Genomic DNA, 16,021 nt, shown 5'->3' with positions numbered 1-16,021 from the left:
GCGCATGAAAGCCATGGTTCTGGCGGCCCTGCTCTCGGGCGGGGCGCCCTCGCAGCAAAGCGCCGACTACATCGGCAGCCATGTCTGGCCCGAGGAAGCGCACGGCTCGGGCGGGTTTTCCGCGCTCGAGATCGACGAGGACGGGCGCGGCTTCGTCACCATCAGCGACCGCGCGCGGATCGTCGACGGGCGCCTCCTCCGCGACGAGGCGGGCCGCATCACCGGGGTCGAGATCCTGCGCTCCGAGCCGCTGCGCTCGGGGCGCGAGGGGATCATGACCGGCCATCTCGCCGACAGCGAGGGGCTGGCGATCGGCGCGGATGGGCGGCGCTGGATCTCGTTCGAGGGCAAGGCGCGGGTGCGTTCGGAAACCGGGCCCCGCGGCCCGGAAGTCCTGCCCCGTCCCCAGGCCTTTCCGCAGATGCAGTTCAACAGCGCGCTTGAGGCGCTGGCGATCGACGCGGAGGGCGCGCTCTATACCATGCCCGAACGCTCGGGCCGGCTCGACCGGCCCTTTCCGGTCTATCGCTGGAAGGACGGGCAATGGACGATCCCCTTCTCCATCCCGCGCCGCGGTGCCTTTCTCGTCACCGGGGCCGATTTCGGCCCCGACGGCAATCTCTACGTGCTGGAGCGCGATTTCGCCGGCATCGGCTTTCGCAGCCGGGTGCGCCGCTTCGCCCCCGACGGCACGGGCGAGGAGGTGCTTCTGGAGACCGGTCTCGGCGTGCATGACAATCTCGAAGGTCTCTCGGTCTGGCGCGACGATCTGGGCCGGATCCGGCTCACCATGATCTCGGATGACAATTTCCGCTTCTTCCAGACCACGGAGCTCGTCGAATACGCGGTGGAGGATTGATCCGGGTCGGGCTGTCGGCCCCTGCGCCACACCCCGGTTTCCCAAGCGTCACCTCTCGTGAATTTCTGTTTGACGACGCGCGCTTCCGTGCCAGCTTTGGAACAGGCGAAACCAACTGAAAGGAGGTGATCCAGTGTCGAGAAGGGTATTGGAGAAATGTGTCGGGACAGCTTGGGGAGTGCGTGGCTGAGGCAGCCCTTGGCCGCTGGTGACCCCAGGTGGATCTCGGTCTAACCGACCCACCTCCTGAACTTCGAAGGGTCGTTCCCCATCGCCGGGAACGGCCCTTTTTGTATGTCGCGCGGCCCCGCGCTATCTGTGGGGCGAAGGCCGGGAGGGACGCATGCTGAGGATCGACGACCGCATCACGATCGAGGATTGGGAGCTGACCGAGCAGTTCACCCGCGCCTCCGGCCCCGGCGGGCAGAACGTCAACAAGGTCAGCACGGCCGTGGAGCTGCGCTTCGAGGCGGAGCGCTCGCCCAACCTGCCCGATCCGGTCAAGCGGAGGCTCAGACGGCTCGCCGGGCGGCGCTGGACCAATGACGGCGCGGTGGTGATCTTCGTCCAGGACACCCGCCACCAGCCCCGCAACCGCGAGATCGCCCGCGAGCGGCTGGCCGAATTGATCCGTGCGGCAGTGCATGTGCCGAAGCGACGAGTGCCGACGAAGCCCACCAAGGGTTCGGTGCGTCGGCGGCTGGAGGCGAAGAAGCAGCGGGGGGAGGTGAAGGCGTTGCGGAAAGGGCCTACTAGTCCGAAAAATTGAATATAGGAAAGCTTTGTTTGATCTAAGCTTTAGAAGAACACTCAATCAGGCCTTCAACCGTTCATGCTCGGCCACCAAAGCGCGCTCAATGGCATCCAAAACAGGCAACCATCTCTCGACCCAGTCGTCCAAGTTGCTCGACGTCGCCATTTCCTTAAACACATTCAAAAAGCTATTTTTCCTACTGTCAGCCACCTTAAATGGCAGTAGCAAACCCTGCGCATCTAAAGAATAGCTTTCAAACCAAGTCGGGTGGTCTTTATGAACCCTCGCGACCCAAGAGTCTGGCAGCAAACCTTCAATATCAAACCGATCTCGCACAACAACGAAGTTTCTATTCGACTCAAACGGCACTTGCTTCTTCCCGAAGTAGCCTTGAAGAGCACGATAGGCCTTTTGACCAGCTTCATCTCCATCAAACAAAGCGACAACCGCACGCTCCGAACGAATGAATGAAAACGTGGATCTCAAGAACCCCTCGACCCCGCGAACCCCACCAAAGTCTTGCATCGAAAAATCACTAGAAAACACGACTGAGTATCTCTCGGAGTATTCTGGAATCTCCTGCAAGCACTTCAGAACGTGATCTATGTAGCCCCTATCAGTTTCCCCTTCGACTAGAAGGTTGTACCTCGAAAGATTGTAATAGTCTGAGAACCTTACACCAAGAGATCTTCGAATATGTGCTGTAGCTTCGTGATAAGTTCGAAATTTAGTAGAGGTTGTCCAACCGGATTTTAGGTCCAACCCTAATACGCGGGAAGGATCCTGAGGAACAAAGCCGAGAGAATGGGTAGTAAGAATAACTTGGGAGTTTTCACTTAGCCTTCTCATCAAACCTTCACTTTGCCCAACAAGCTCAGGATGCAGGTAGGACTCCGGCTCCTCCATCAACCATAGCACCGTCTTTCCGGCTTCTTTCTCCTTCCTCGAAATCCAACAGAAGGCACTGAGCAGCGCCACTGACTGTACTCCCATCCCTTTATCAAAAATCTCCGTCTTATTATCATCTGCAATATTAAACCTTACAGCCCTCATAAAATCTCGAGCTGCCGACGGGACGTGGAATGATGTAGTATATTTCTCTAATCCTACGCAGCGCAAACTTTCATTTACTTCGTCCGAAACTTCGGAAAGACGGCGTTCAATCTGGTCCAGATGCGGCCTCACCACCTCGAATGCAGTGTCAAACAAAAACGGCTGCACCAAATCTTTATAGAGCTGCTGAACACTTTTCTCAGATGGTATATAATGAACAGATATTTTGGACAGCACCAAGTTGAACAGTTGGCGCTCGGCCCTTGAGTAAGCCGTTCCTTCCGCCCCCTTGGGGCGCTTCGTATTCTGAAAAACCCTATAAGACGGATTGGACCTTTCCGAAAAACTTAGATAGAGTGTTATCTCCCTATCCGATCCGGAAGTTACGCCCAAGCGATCTCGAACTTGGCGTACAGCTTCTAAAACTTCAGCGTCTTCCACTTCATCTATATCAGAAATGCCGAGTTGAATGTTGGTCTTCTGTTTGGCCTGCTGCCCTTACATAGATCGCGCTCGTAGTTATATCCAAGCTCGTTCTCGTATCCAGTGAAGAAACTACGTATAGCCCTCAGAGTATTAGTCTTTCCAGAGTTATTTGGCCCTACTAGTGTTAAGGAGGATTGGCACGGGAGCTCCAACTCATCCTTAACAGTGCGGTATCCTTTAACCTTGATTGCTGATATCTTCACTTAGATCACCTCGATTTTTTCGAGGACTTATCTAATATCTATGACTTTATCGACAAAAGGCTGAAACAAAAACGAAACAACCAAAGGGTGTGCTGAACCCGCCACTATGAAAGACTCAAAACACCCGAAACGTCTGCGTCGTCAGCGTCCGCTCGATCCCCTCGATGCCCATCAGATGCTCGTTGAGATACATCCCGATATCCTCGCCCTCCGGCACATAAATTTTCACCAGAAGATCAAACGCGCCCGAGGTCGAGTAGAGCTCGGAGTGGATTTCCTTCAGGGCGATGGCGTCGGCCACCTTGTAGGTGGTGCCGGGGGTGCAGCGGATCTGGACGAAGAGCGGAAGCGACATGGGAAAGCCCTTTCGATGGGGGTCAGACGGTGACGGGAATGGCGTCCTGCGGGCCGACGCCGAAGACGCGCTTGTAGCGGGCGATCTCGGAGGGCGGCCCCATCGCCTTTTCGGGGTTGTCCGAAAGCTTCACGGTGGGCCGCCCCTCGGCGGCGATGGCCTTGCAGACCAGAGAGAAGGGCGCGAGCGCGTCGCCCGCCAGCCCCTTGAAATCGTTGGTCAGCATGGTGCCCCAGCCGAAGCTGACCCGCACCCGGCCCGAAAAGCGCGCATGCAGATCGAGGATCTTGTCGGCGTCGAGCCCGTCGGAAAAGATCACCAGCTTGTCGCGCGGGTCCTCGCCGCGCTCCTGCCACCAGCGGATCGCCGTTTCGGCACCGGTCGCCGGATCGCCCGAATCGATGCGGATGCCGGTCCAGCCGGCGAGCCAGTCGGGTGCGCGGCTCAGGAAGCCCTCGGTGCCGTAGGTGTCGGGCAGGATGACGCGCAGGTTGCCCTCGTGCTCGTCGTGCCAGTCGGCCAGCACCTTGTAGGGCGCCTCGGCCAGCGCGGCGTCGGTCTCGGCAAGTGCTGCATAGACCATGGGCAGCTCATGGGCATTGGTGCCGATGGCCTCCAGATCGCGGTTCTTGGCGATCAGGCAGTTCGAGGTGCCGGTGAAGGCCGGGCCCATGCCTTCGAGCATCGCCTGCACGCACCAGTCCTGCCAGAGAAAGCTGTGCCGCCGCCGGGTGCCGAAATCGGCGATGCGCAGGCCGGGCGTGCCGCGCAGCCGCTCGACCTTTTCCCATGTGCGGGTCATGGCGCGGGCATAGAGCACCTGAAGCTCGAACCGGCCCATGTCGTCGAGCACGGCGCGCGAGCGCATCTCCATCAGCACCGCCAGCGCCGGGATCTCCCACAGCATGACCTCGGGCCATTTGCCCTCGAAGGTCAGCTCGTATTGCCCGTCGCGCTTTTCGAGATGGTAGGGCGGCAGGCGGAGGTTCTCGAACCACTCCATGAATTCGGGCGTGAACATCTGCCGCTTGCCATAGAAGGTGTTGCCGCGCAGCCATGTGCTTTCGCCGCGGCTGAGCGAAAGCGAGCGGATATGGTCGAGCTGCTCGCGCAGCTCGCCCTCGTCGATCAGCTCGGCGAGGCGGATGGATCTGGTGCGGTTGATGAGCGAAAAGGTGACATTCGTGTCGCGGTGATTGCGAAACACCGATTGGCACATCAGCAGCTTGTAGAAATCGGTGTCGATCAGGGAGCGGACGATCGGGTCGATCTTCCACTTGTGGTTCCAGACGCGGGTGGCGATGTCGACCATGGATCTTCCTTCAGGCGGCCAGCGGATCGGCGGCGTCGAGATTGTCGCACAAACGCCCCCCGAGGCCGAGGGTGGAGACGAAGCGGCCAAGCTTTGCAGGCAGGCCGGCATTGCCGATGCGGTGCCATTGCGCCTGTCGCGCGCGCCAGTAGAGCTGCCTGCGGCGGCCCAGGGGGGCAAGCTCGGCCAGCCTCAGTTCGAAGGCGCCGGAGCTGAGAAACTCGAAAGGGTGCAGGTAGACATGCGGCGTGAAGCCCGCGGCCTGCGCCCCGGCCACCAGCCGCTCGGCCACGCGGGCGGGAAAGAGCTTGAAGTAGCTGCCACCGAGATTGAGCGGCGGCAGGCCCGGCACGGCAGGGGCGCGAAAGATCGGCAGCAGCCGCAGCGTCGAAAGCCCCATCGCCGCGCGAAACGCCGCCACCTGCGCCACCGACCCCGCATTGAGCGAGCTGTCATAGGCAAAGCGGCGCTCGACGAGGCGGTATTGCGCGGGGCCGGTCCTGTCGATCCGGAACCTCGGCGCGCGAAAGCCGGTGACCTCGCGGTTGGCCGCCGCCTCCAGCAGCGTCTTGGCGCGGCCCAGCACCCGGTCGACCTCCGCCGTCTCCAGCTGGTCGAGCGTTTCGTGGTGATGCGCGTGGCAGGCGATCTCATGGCCGCGGCTTGCGATATGGGCGATGAGATCGGGGGCCTGCTCGGCGATGATGCCGGTGCAGAAGAAGGTGACGCGCGCGCCGCCCTGCGCCTGAAGAAAGGCCTCGATCGCCTCGAAACCCCGCCAGAGCCCGTCGATGCGCAGCGGGCCGGTCTTCCACAGCCCGAGATCGCGCTTCATGTCATGCGCGAGATCCTCGAAATCGATGCTGAGGAACATGCCGCTCACGCCAGCATGTCCCGCGTCACGAGATAGGGCCCGATCGCCAGCGCATCGACGCCCGAGGCGCGGAAGGTGGCGAGCGCCTGGCCCGGATCGTAGACGATCGGCTCCTGGATGTTGAACGAGGTGTTGAGCAGCACCGGCACGCCGCTGCGGCGGCCGAACTCCGACAAGAGCGCGTGATAGAGCGGGTTGGCTGCGCGCGGAACCGCATGCACCCGCGCGGTGCCGTCGGTATGGGTCACCGCCGGGATCTCGGAGCGCCGCGCGGGGCGCACCTTCGAGACGATGTTCATGTAGGGGCTGGGCTGGTCGATCTCGAAGAAATCGGGCGCGGCCTCTTCGGTCACCGAAGGGGCAAAGGGGCGGAACAACTCGCGCTTCTTGATCTTGGCGTTGATGTCCTCGCGGATCTCGTCGCGGCGCGGATCGGCAAGGAAGGAGCGCGCGCCCAGGGCGCGCGGGCCGAACTCGGCCCGGCCCTGGAACCAGGCGACAATCCGCCCCTCCTCCAAAAGCGCGGCCACCTGTTCGACGAGATCCTCGTCGGAGAGCGGTTCCGGCAACCGCAGGAGATGCGGCGCGAGCGCCTCCTCGATCTCGGCGGCGGTGAAGCCCGCGCCGAGATAGGGGCTGCGCAGCGACACGGTATCGACGCCGGTGGGCAGGCTCAGCATCGCCGCGCCGATGGCGCAGCCCGCATCATGCGGCGCGGGCGGGATGGCGACGCGGTCGAAGCGGCCGCTCTCGATCAGCTTGCCATTGGCGGTGACGTTGAGCGCGCAGCCGCCGGAGACGACGAGGCGGCGGATCTGCGGGTGGCTGTCGCGCAGCGGCGCGAGGATATGGTCGAGCGCGGCCTCCTGCGCCGCCTGCACGCTGGCGGCGAGGTCGATGTGATCCGTGCTCGGCGGCTCGTCGGGCGCGCGCGGAGCGCAGAACAGCTCGGCCAGCCGCGCCGGGAACCGGCCCTGAAGTGCTGCGTGATAATCGCACAGCCGGGTGTCGAGCCGGTAGCGCCCGCCCGGCTCCAGCTTCAGCACATGTTCGAGCAGCGCCTCCTTCCAGCGCGGCGTGCCATAGGGCGCGAGCCCCATCATCTTGTATTCGCCCTCGAGCATCCGAAAGCCGAGATAGCCGGTGAAGGTCGAATAGAAATGGCCCAGAGAATTGGGCCAGTCATGGGTCGAGACCCGCTTGCGCCCGCCCTCGCCCACCACCGTAACCACGGTCGAGGCGCTTTCGCCGCCGCCATCATAGCTCAGCGAGATCAGCTCGCCGGGGTCGATCATCGCCTCGGCATAGCGCTGATGGCTGGCATGGTGGTCGTGAAACCGGATGCGGGCGCGGGTCGGCCCGATCTCGCGCGCAATCATCGCGCGCAGCCGGAACAGGTGACGCCAGGAGCCGCCATCCTCGGGGCGCGCGGCGTCGGGCGCGCGGCGCAGGAAGAAGGCATTGACGCGCGAGGCCACGCCGCGCATCGCATCCGCCCCGCCCAGGCCCTTGCCCAGCGTGCCGAGCACCCGGCGGCGCAGGCGCCAGGGCTGCCAGTAGACGGCGATCTCGTGGACATCCCCAATGCCGATCCCCGCGATCCGCAGGCATTCGGCGATGGCCCGGCTCGGAAAGGCGCCGTCGTTCTTGATCCGGCTCAGCCGCTCCTCCTCGACGGCGGCGATGAGCGTGCCGTCGCGAAACAGGCAGGCCGCGCTCGCCCCCATCGTCGCCAGTCCAAGGATATACACGGCATGCTCCGCCCTACCGATGCGCAGAGCCGCATCAGGGGCGGTTAAACCAACCGCCCCGCGCCTTGGCAAGCCGCGCCGCCCGGCCCGGGGGCTTCAGACGAGCGTCACCCCCGCCCCCGCCATGGCCCGCCGCGCCGCATCGAGCGAGCCATCGAGATCGATGCCGCGCGACAGGCGCTCATCGACCGTCACCGCGTAGCCGAGCCGGGCCCCGTCGAGCGCCGAGTAGTTCACGCAGAAATCGGTGGCGAGCCCCACGAGCGTGATCGCGGTGATGCCGCGCTCGGAAAGGTAGCCATGCAGCCCTGTGGGCGTCTCGTGGTCGTTCTCGAAGAAGGCCGAGTAGCTGTCGATCTCGCGGCGAAACCCCTTGCGGATGATGAGGTCGGCGTCAGTGCGCAGATCGGGGTGAAACGCCGCGCCGGGGCTGCCCTGCACGCAGTGATCGGGCCAGAGCACCTGCGGGCCGTAAGGCATCGTCGTCATCGTCATCGGTGCCGCGCCGGCGTGCTGGCTGGCAAAGGAGAGATGATCGGCGGGGTGCCAGTCCTGCGTCAGCACCACGGCGCGGAATTCCTCCATCAGCGCGTTGATGCCGGGAACGATCGCGTCGCCCTCCGCCACCGCCAGCGCGCCGCCGGGGCAGAAATCGTTCTGCATGTCGATGACGATCAATGCCTCGTTGGCCGGGCGCATGGGCGTCTCCTCTGGTCCGTGCCCGGCCGAGGTAAGCCCATGCGCCCTGCGCCGTCAAATGCCGCGCATCGCCGCCACGATCTCATCCGCCGCCCGCTCAAGCCCCGCCGCATCGAGCGTGTCGGCCGCCACATGGGCCGAGAAGACCGGCTCATGCGCGGCGCGCGAGCGGGCATAGGCCGGGTCGTAATGCTCAACCATCAGCGCCGCCGACAGCTCGACCATGCGCCCCTCGGCCAGAAGCTTCTGCCAGCCATTCACCACCTCGTGGCCGCGATGGGCACGCAGCTGGTCGAGCAGCCCCGAAAGCCGGGCGGGATCGGCGCTGACATCCGCGTAGGCCTGCGCGAGAAAACGGGCGCGCGCCTCGATCGGCGCGGTGATCTCGATCCGCGGCGCGCGGGTCATCAGCGCCCAGAGCGCGGGCGGCAGGGTGATGCGGCCGATCTTGGAGCTTTCGGCCTCGACAAGGATCGGGCGTTCGGGATCGAGCCGCGCGAGGCGCTGGGCAAGCCGGCTCTCAAAGCCCTTCTGCGCGGGCTGCTCGGCGGGATCGCCGCCCAAGAGAGAGCCGCGATGACCCGCCAGCCCTTCGAGATCGAGCACCTGACCGCCGCGCCCCTCCACCAGCGGCAGAAGCGCGGTCTTGGCGGTGCCGGTGAAGCCGTCGAGCAGCACGAAACGGTGCGGCAGCGCCGCGTCATAGAGCGCCGTATGCACGAGGCGGCGCCATGTCTGGTAGCCGCCTTCGACCACCTCGGCGCGCCAGCCGATCTGGCTCAGGATCGAGGCGAAGGAATTCGAACGCTGCCCGCCGCGCCAGCAATAGACCAAGGGCCGCCAGCGATATTCGCGGTCCGCCAGCGGCCCCGCGATGTGGTCGGCGGCGTTGCGCGAGACGATCGCCGCGCCGATCTTGCGCGCGTCGAAGGGCGAGACCTGCTTGTAGATCGTGCCGACCTCGGCCCGCTCGGCATTCGACAGGACGGGCAGGTTGATCGCGCCGGGCACGTGGTCCTCGGCGAATTCGGCCGGGCTGCGCACGTCGATCACGTCGTCGAAACCGTGGTCGAGAAAGGCGGGGATGGTGTCGAAACGGGTGCTCATGCGGGCCTCTCTACAGCGCCGGCGCCAGCGCGGGAAGCGGTGCGCCCGGCCGCGCGGGCGGGATCTGCGTATTTGGAGAAAGATGAACCAAGGGGCGCGCCTCCCCTTTCATCTTTCTTCAAATACGCATGCCGCGGCGCCGGGGCCGGGAACGACGAAGGGGCCGCGGCGTGCAACCGCGGCCCCCTGCCCCGTGTCCTGTGACTTTCGGAAGGATCACTCCTCGACGTCGAAGGTCAGCGTCTTGACCTGCTGGAACTTGCCGGTGTCGCGCAGCTTTTGCAGCACTGCCTCCGGGACCGCCTCGTCGGCATAGAGGATGGCGATCGCCTCTCCGGCGCGGTCGTTGCGGCCCAGGGTGAAGTTGGCGATGTTCACGCCGCTCTCGCCCATGGTGGTGCCCAACACGCCGATGATGCCCGGCACGTCCTTGTTGGTGGTATAGACCATGTGGCGGCCGATCTCGGCGTCGATGTTGATGCCCTTGATCTGGATGAAGCGCGGCTTGCCGTCCGAGAACACCGTGCCCGCGACCGAACGCTCGCGCTTGTCGGTGGTCACGGTCACCTTGACGTAGCCATCGAAGGTGCCCGACTGGTCCTGCTTGGTGGTCGAGATCTGGATGCCGCGCTCCTTGGCGATCACCGGGGCCGAGACCATGTTCACGTCCGGGTTCACCTTGCGCATGATCCCCGCGACCAGCGCCGAGTTCAGCGCGGCGAGGTTCATCTCCGAGACGACGCCGTCATAGAGGATGTTGATCGACTTGACCGGCTCGTCGGTCATCTGGCCGATGAAGTTGCCCAGATGGCCCGACAGGCCGATCCACGGCCCCATGACCTTGGCCTCTTCGGCGCTGATCGAGGGCATGTTGATCGCGTTGGTCACGGCCCCCGTCAGCAGGTAGTCCGACATCTGCTCGGCCACCTGCAGCGCCACGTTCTCCTGCGCCTCGCTCGTCGCGGCGCCCAGATGCGGCGTGACGACGACGTTGGGCAGGTTGAACAGCGGCGAGGCGGTCGCGGGCTCTTCGGCAAAGACGTCGAAGGCCGCACCGGCGACCCGGCCTTCGGTGATCGCCTCGGCAAGCGCCGCCTCGTCCACCAGCCCGCCGCGGGCGCAGTTGACGATGCGCACGCCCGGCTTGAGCTTGGCGATGTTCTCCTTGGACAGGATGTTCTTCGTCTGGTCGGTCAGCGGCACGTGCAGCGTGATGAAATCCGCGCGGCCCAGAAGCTCGTCGAGCTCGACCTTCTCGACGCCGATCTGCGCGGCGCGCTCTTCCGACAGGAAGGGGTCATAGGCCACGACCTTCATCTTGAGCCCATGCGCGCGGTCGATCACGATCGAGCCGATATTGCCCGCGCCGATCACGCCGAGCGTCTTGCCGGTGACCTCGACGCCCATGAAGCGCGACTTTTCCCACTTGCCTGCATGGGTCGAGGCGTTGGCCTCGGGGATCTGGCGCGCCACGGCCATCAGCATGGAGATGGCGTGCTCGGCGGTGGTGATCGAGTTGCCGAAGGGCGTGTTCATCACGATGATGCCCTTCTTCGACGCGGCCGGGATATCGACATTGTCGACGCCGATCCCGGCGCGGCCGATCACCTTGAGGTTGGCCGCGCGCTCGATCAGCTTCTCGGTCGCCTTGGTGGCCGAGCGGATGGCGAGGCCGTCGTAATCGCCGATGATCTCGGCGAGCTTCTCCTTGTCCTTGCCGAGCTTGGGCTGGAAGTCGACCTCGATGCCGCGATCGCGGAAGATCTGCACGGCGGCGTCGGAGAGGGCGTCGGAAATGAGAACCTTGGGCATTTGGATGCTCCTGTGGCGGTCGGACGGAATGCGTCCGGGGAATGGGGGGGATGCGGGGCGCGTCTCGCGCGCCCCGGTAAGGGGATCAGGCGGCTTCGGCCTGCGCCGCGATCTCGGCCTCGAAGGCCCAGTCGAGCCAGGGCAGCATCGCCTCGATATCGCTCGTCTCGACCGTGGCGCCGCACCAGATGCGCAGGCCGGCGGGCGCGTCGCGATAGGCGCCGATGTCGAGGGCGATGCCCTCACCCTCCAGCCGCTTGGCGACCGCCTTGGCGAACGCCGCGCCGTCCTTGATGCGATCATCGGTGAACTTCAGGCAGACGGAGGTGTTCGAGCGGGTCGCCTCGTCCTCGGCGAGGTTGGCGATCCAGGGCCGCGCGTCGCAGAAATCCCAGATGGCCTGCGCATTGGCATTCGCGCGGGCCTTAAGCCCTTCGAGACCGCCCACCTCGCGCGCCCAGTCGAGCGCCACGAGGTAATCCTCGACGCAGAGCATCGAGGGCGTGTTGATCGTCTCGCCCTTGAAGATGCCTTCGATCAGCTTGCCGCTCTTGGTCATACGGAAGATCTTGGGCAGCGGCCAAGCGGGCGTGTAGCTTTCCAGCCGCTCGACCGCGCGGGGGGAGAGGATCAGCATGCCATGCGCCGCCTCGCCGCCCATCACCTTCTGCCAGGAGAAGGTCACGACATCGAGCTTGTCCCAGGGCAGGTCCTGCGCGAAGGCGGCGGAGGTGGCGTCGCAGATGGTCAGGCCTTCGCGGCCCTCGGGGATCGCGTCGCCGTTCGGTACGCGCACGCCCGAGGTGGTGCCGTTCCAGGTGAAGACGACGTCGGTGTCGAAGTCGATCTCGGCGAAATCGACGATCTGGCCGTACTCGGCGGTCTTCACCTCGGCCTCGATCTTGAGCTGCTTCACGACATCCGTGACCCAGCCCGCGCCGAAGCTTTCCCACGCGACCATGGTCGCGGGGCGCGCGCCGAGCATCGACCACATCGCCATCTCGACGGCGCCGGTGTCCGAGGCGGGCACGATGCCGATGCGGTAATCATCGGGCACGCCGAGGATCTCGCGCGTCTCGTCGATCGCGGCGGCGAGCTTGCCCTTGCCGATGGCGGCGCGGTGCGAGCGGCCAAGCGGCGCGTCGGCGAGCTTGTCGAGGCTCCAATGGGGGGGTTTGGCGCAGGGGCCGGAGGAAAAACGCGGATTGGCCGGACGGGTGTCCGGAGTCGTGTTTGCCATTGCTGGTATCCTTGCAGATAAGCGCCTCTCGTTGGGGAGAGGTGTCCCGCCGCCGCAGATACGCCCTGCCCCGCGCTTTCACAACATGCAAATTGCCGCTAAGGCAGCGCCAAATGTCGCAAGCGGGCATTCCCGCGCCACTATCGGAAACTTTCGCCCATGTTCACCGCGCTTCTCCTCTCCGCCCCCGGCACCCGGCTCGATCCGCAGCTTGCCGAGAATCTCCGCAGCGCATGGGGCGGCGCGCCGCTCGACTGGCTCGCCCCCGGCGAGGCGGTGGAGTTCGGCATGCCCGAGGTGCCCTCCAACCGCTGGGATGTCTGGGCCGAGCTGCAGAAGAGCGGCGTCGATCTGGTGATCCAGAAGACCGAAACCCGGCGCAAGAAGATGCTGCTCGCCGACATGGACAGCACCATGATCGAGCAGGAATGCATCGACGAGCTGGCCGCCGAGGCGGGTGTGGGCGAGCGCGTGGCCGAGATCACCAAGCGGGCGATGAATGGCGAGCTCGATTTCGAAGGCGCGCTGATCGAGCGGGTCGGGCTCCTGGAGGATCTCGACGAGACGGTGATCGCCCGCGTTCTGGAAAGCCGGATCACCCACATGTCCGGCGGGCGCGAACTGATCGCGACGATGAAGGCCAATGGCGGCCACGCGGCGCTGGTCTCGGGCGGCTTCACCGCCTTTACCGAAAAGGTGGCCGAAGCGCTGGGCTTCGACGAGCACCGCGCCAACACGCTGCTGGCCTCGGGCGGCAGGCTCACCGGCGACGTGGCGCGCCCGATTCTGGGGCGCGAGGCCAAGGTGCAGGCGCTGCACGAAATCACCGCCCGGCTCGGCCTCACGCCCGACGACGTCATCGCCGTGGGCGACGGCGCCAATGATCTGGGCATGCTGGGGCTCGCGGGGACGGGCGTGGCGCTGCACGCCAAGCCCGTGGTGGCCGAGCAATGCGAGGTCCGCGTGAACCACGGCGACCTGACGGCGCTGCTCTACATCCAGGGCTACCGCAAGGAAATGTTCACTATTTGATCTTGCTCGAATCGGCCATCTGACCGAGACTGACGCAGGGGCAGCATCGCCCCGTCATCCGGGGGAGACCGACATGGCCGACAAGCGTTTCATGTATATCTATCACGGCAATGGCATGACCATGCCCGAAGGCGAGGAGGCGGGCCGGGAGGCGATGGCGCGCTGGCAGGGCTGGATGGACGGCATCCGCGACAATATCGCCGACGAGGGCGCGCCGGCGGGCAAATCCCACACCGTGAGCCGGGACGGCGTGACCGGGGATGGCGGCGCCGACCCGGCCTATGGCTACACCATCGTCACCGCGCCCGACATCGACGCTGCGATCGAGATGGCCAAGGGCTGCCCGATGGTCGAGGATGGCGGCCGCGTCGAGGTCTGCGAAGCCATCGAGATGTGACCGCCCCCGCCCCGATCGGGGCGGGCCGCGCCCCTCGGGGCCTGCGTGGCGGATGGAGCACGGTTCCCCTTTCGGGGCGCCGTGCCCTCTTTCTGCGCGGATATCCGCGCAGACATGTGACCGGGCGGGGCTTTCCCACGGGGCGGGAATCTTGATAAGCCTCTGTTCATCGAGTTGAACCCGCCCCTTCCAGTCGAAAAGGCGCCGGGGGCATCCAAAGAGGCCAGACAGCTGGAGGCTGCTACATGATGTCACGACTATTCCGCGCGATCGGGTCCCTGTCGGCAGGCGCGGTGATCGCCGCCGCCGCCACGAGCGCCGCCGCGCAGGAGGCGTCGAACCGCGTCGCCGCGGAAACCGACTGGAGCGTGTTTCAGGAAACCGACCCGGTCGAATGCTTCGGCGTCTCGGCCCCCAAGAGCCAGCTCAACACCAAGGGCGGCCAGCCGGTCACGGTGAACCGCGGCGAGACGCTGCTCTTCGTGTTCTACCGCCCCGCCCAGGGCGTGAACGGCCAGGTGACCTTCACCGGCGGCTATCCCTTCGCCTCCGGCTCGACCGTGACGCTCGAGGTCGGCGGCAATGACTACCAGCTCTTCACCGAGGGCGACTGGGCCTGGCCCGCGACGCCGCAGGACGACGCCGAGATCGTCGCCGCGATGAAGCGCGGCGCCGAGGCGGTCGTGACCGGCATGTCGGGCCGCGGCACCAAGACCCAGGACACCTTCTCGCTTCTGGGCTTCACCGCGGCGGTGGAAGAGGCCTCCAAGCGCTGCGCCAGCTGAAGATACGCGCCCGCCGGGCGCGGCACGTTGCACCGAAAGCGGGGCCGGTTTTCCTTGATGACCGGGCCCGCTTTCCCATATGAGCCGGGCACCCCCGGCCCCGAGGTATTTCCGATGACCGCCCCCGCCACCCCGACCGCACCGATCACCCAGGACATGATGACCATCCCGCGCAAGGCGCGCGAGGGCCTGCCCAACCTCGTCGGGCTGACGCGGCCGGCGCTGCGCGAGGCGCTGCTCGCCGCCGGCACGCCGGAAAAGCAGGTCAAGATGCGGGTGAACCAGCTCTGGCAGTGGATCTACCACTGGGGCGTGCGCAGCTTCGACGAGATGACCAACCTCGCCAAGCCCTATCGCGAGCTTCTGGCCGCGAATTTCGTGATCGAGCTGCCCGAGATCGTCTCCAAACAGGTCTCGACCGACGGCACGCGCAAGTATCTCGTCCGCATCGCGGGCGGCCACGAGGTCGAGACGGTCTACATCCCCGAGGATGAGCGCGGCACGCTGTGCATCTCCTCCCAGGTCGGCTGCACGCTGACCTGCTCCTTTTGCCACACCGGCACCCAGAAGCTGGTGCGCAACCTGACGCCGGGCGAGATCATCGGCCAGGTGATGATCGTGCGCGACGACCTCGCCGAATGGCCGCGCCCGGGCGTGCCCAAGGAAGAGCGCAGGCTCCTGTCGAACATCGTGCTGATGGGCATGGGCGAGCCGCTCTACAATTTCGAGGGCGTGCGCGACGCGATGCAGATCGCCATGGATGGCGAGGGCATCGCCCTGTCGCGCCGCCGGATCACGCTTTCGACCTCAGGCGTCGTGCCCGAGATCGCGCGCACGGCGGAAGAGATCGGCTGCATGCTCGCGGTGAGCTTCCATGCCACCACCGACGAGGTGCGCGACAAGCTGGTGCCGATCAACAAGAAGTGGAACATCGAAAAGCTTCTGGAGGCGCTGAAAGCCTATCCGCGGCTGTCGAACTCCGAGCGGATCACCTTCGAATACGTGATGCTGAAGGACGTGAACGACAGCGACGAGGATGCGCGCCGCCTGGTCAAGCTGATCGAGGGCATCCCGGCGAAGATCAACCTGATCCCCTTCAACGAATGGCCCGGCTCGCCCTATGAGCGGTCCTCGAACAACCGGATCCGGGCCTTCGCCGACATCATCTACAAGGCGGGCTATGCCAGCCCGATCCGCACGCCGCGCGGCGAGGACATCATGGCCGCCTGCGGCCAGCTGAAATCCGCGACCGAGCGCCAGCGCAAGAGCCGCGCGCAGATCGCGGCCGAAGTTCAGGGATAA

The 16,021-nt window shown here is 65.2% G+C and carries 16 protein-coding genes; 6 read left to right on the top strand and 10 right to left on the bottom strand.

What is annotated here, in order from left to right; all coding sequences use genetic code 11:
- The first annotated feature begins 4 nt into the window (after window positions 1-4).
- Window positions 5-859, top strand: a complete 855-nt coding sequence (locus CJ301_RS06555) for an esterase-like activity of phytase family protein (protein ID WP_254050088.1) — start codon at window positions 5-7, stop codon at window positions 857-859.
- Between the two features lie 343 nt (window positions 860-1,202).
- Entirely contained in the window at window positions 1,203-1,628 is a 426-nt protein-coding gene (gene arfB, locus CJ301_RS06550; RefSeq protein ID WP_099275517.1) for an alternative ribosome rescue aminoacyl-tRNA hydrolase ArfB, read from the top strand.
- A 45-nt stretch (window positions 1,629-1,673) separates the two neighbouring features.
- On the opposite strand, the gene CJ301_RS06545 is transcribed toward arfB, so the two are convergent.
- From CJ301_RS06545 to CJ301_RS06500, 10 genes are all read right to left on the bottom strand, one after another.
- A complete protein-coding gene (locus CJ301_RS06545) occupies window positions 1,674-3,107 on the bottom strand; it encodes an ATP-dependent nuclease (RefSeq protein ID WP_162620439.1) in 1,434 nt (477 codons plus the stop codon).
- Window positions 3,108-3,112: 5 nt separating this feature from the next.
- Window positions 3,113-3,355, bottom strand: coding sequence for an AAA family ATPase (locus CJ301_RS19285; protein WP_099275513.1), 243 nt, complete (start codon window positions 3,353-3,355; stop codon window positions 3,113-3,115).
- 115 nt (window positions 3,356-3,470) lie between these two features.
- Complete coding sequence (locus CJ301_RS06535) at window positions 3,471-3,710, bottom strand: Lrp/AsnC ligand binding domain-containing protein (protein WP_099275511.1); 240 nt, start codon at window positions 3,708-3,710, stop codon at window positions 3,471-3,473.
- A gap of 22 nt (window positions 3,711-3,732) precedes the next feature.
- Entirely contained in the window at window positions 3,733-5,022 is a 1,290-nt protein-coding gene (gene pncB / locus CJ301_RS06530) for a nicotinate phosphoribosyltransferase (RefSeq protein ID WP_099275509.1), read from the bottom strand.
- Window positions 5,023-5,032: 10 nt separating this feature from the next.
- Window positions 5,033-5,896 (bottom strand): polysaccharide deacetylase family protein, encoded by an 864-nt coding sequence (locus tag CJ301_RS06525; protein ID WP_099275507.1) that lies wholly within the window; start codon window positions 5,894-5,896, stop codon window positions 5,033-5,035.
- Window positions 5,897-5,901: 5 nt separating this feature from the next.
- Window positions 5,902-7,647, bottom strand: coding sequence for a carbamoyltransferase family protein (locus CJ301_RS06520; RefSeq protein WP_162620438.1), 1,746 nt, complete (start codon window positions 7,645-7,647; stop codon window positions 5,902-5,904).
- Between the two features lie 96 nt (window positions 7,648-7,743).
- Complete coding sequence (gene pncA / locus CJ301_RS06515; protein ID WP_099275503.1) at window positions 7,744-8,346, bottom strand: bifunctional nicotinamidase/pyrazinamidase; 603 nt, start codon at window positions 8,344-8,346, stop codon at window positions 7,744-7,746.
- A 54-nt stretch (window positions 8,347-8,400) separates the two neighbouring features.
- Window positions 8,401-9,453 carry a tRNA 2-selenouridine(34) synthase MnmH gene (gene mnmH, locus CJ301_RS06510; protein ID WP_099275501.1) on the bottom strand — a complete coding sequence of 351 codons (1,053 nt, stop codon included), beginning with the start codon at window positions 9,451-9,453 and terminating at the stop codon, window positions 8,401-8,403.
- A gap of 216 nt (window positions 9,454-9,669) precedes the next feature.
- Window positions 9,670-11,265, bottom strand: a complete 1,596-nt coding sequence (gene serA, locus CJ301_RS06505; RefSeq protein ID WP_099275499.1) for a phosphoglycerate dehydrogenase — start codon at window positions 11,263-11,265, stop codon at window positions 9,670-9,672.
- Window positions 11,266-11,350: 85 nt separating this feature from the next.
- Complete coding sequence (locus CJ301_RS06500; protein WP_099275497.1) at window positions 11,351-12,505, bottom strand: phosphoserine transaminase; 1,155 nt, start codon at window positions 12,503-12,505, stop codon at window positions 11,351-11,353.
- 159 nt (window positions 12,506-12,664) lie between these two features.
- Between CJ301_RS06500 and serB the strand changes: the two genes are divergently transcribed.
- The 4 genes from serB (at window position 12,665) to rlmN (ending at window position 16,021) form a co-directional block, all read left to right on the top strand.
- On the top strand, window positions 12,665-13,537 hold the full coding sequence (serB, locus tag CJ301_RS06495; RefSeq protein ID WP_099275495.1) for a phosphoserine phosphatase SerB: 873 nt from the start codon (window positions 12,665-12,667) through the stop codon (window positions 13,535-13,537).
- Window positions 13,538-13,610: 73 nt separating this feature from the next.
- A complete protein-coding gene (locus tag CJ301_RS06490; protein WP_099275493.1) occupies window positions 13,611-13,934 on the top strand; it encodes a YciI family protein in 324 nt (107 codons plus the stop codon).
- A gap of 245 nt (window positions 13,935-14,179) precedes the next feature.
- Entirely contained in the window at window positions 14,180-14,719 is a 540-nt protein-coding gene (locus CJ301_RS06485) for an invasion associated locus B family protein (protein ID WP_099275491.1), read from the top strand.
- Between the two features lie 114 nt (window positions 14,720-14,833).
- Window positions 14,834-16,021, top strand: coding sequence for a 23S rRNA (adenine(2503)-C(2))-methyltransferase RlmN (gene rlmN, locus CJ301_RS06480; RefSeq protein WP_099275489.1), 1,188 nt, complete (start codon window positions 14,834-14,836; stop codon window positions 16,019-16,021).

This window comes from Limimaricola cinnabarinus (genome assembly GCF_002723615.1).
In the GTDB taxonomy this organism is placed as follows: domain Bacteria; phylum Pseudomonadota; class Alphaproteobacteria; order Rhodobacterales; family Rhodobacteraceae; genus Limimaricola; species Limimaricola cinnabarinus_B.
This window is presented reverse-complemented; position numbering and strand designations above follow the sequence as displayed.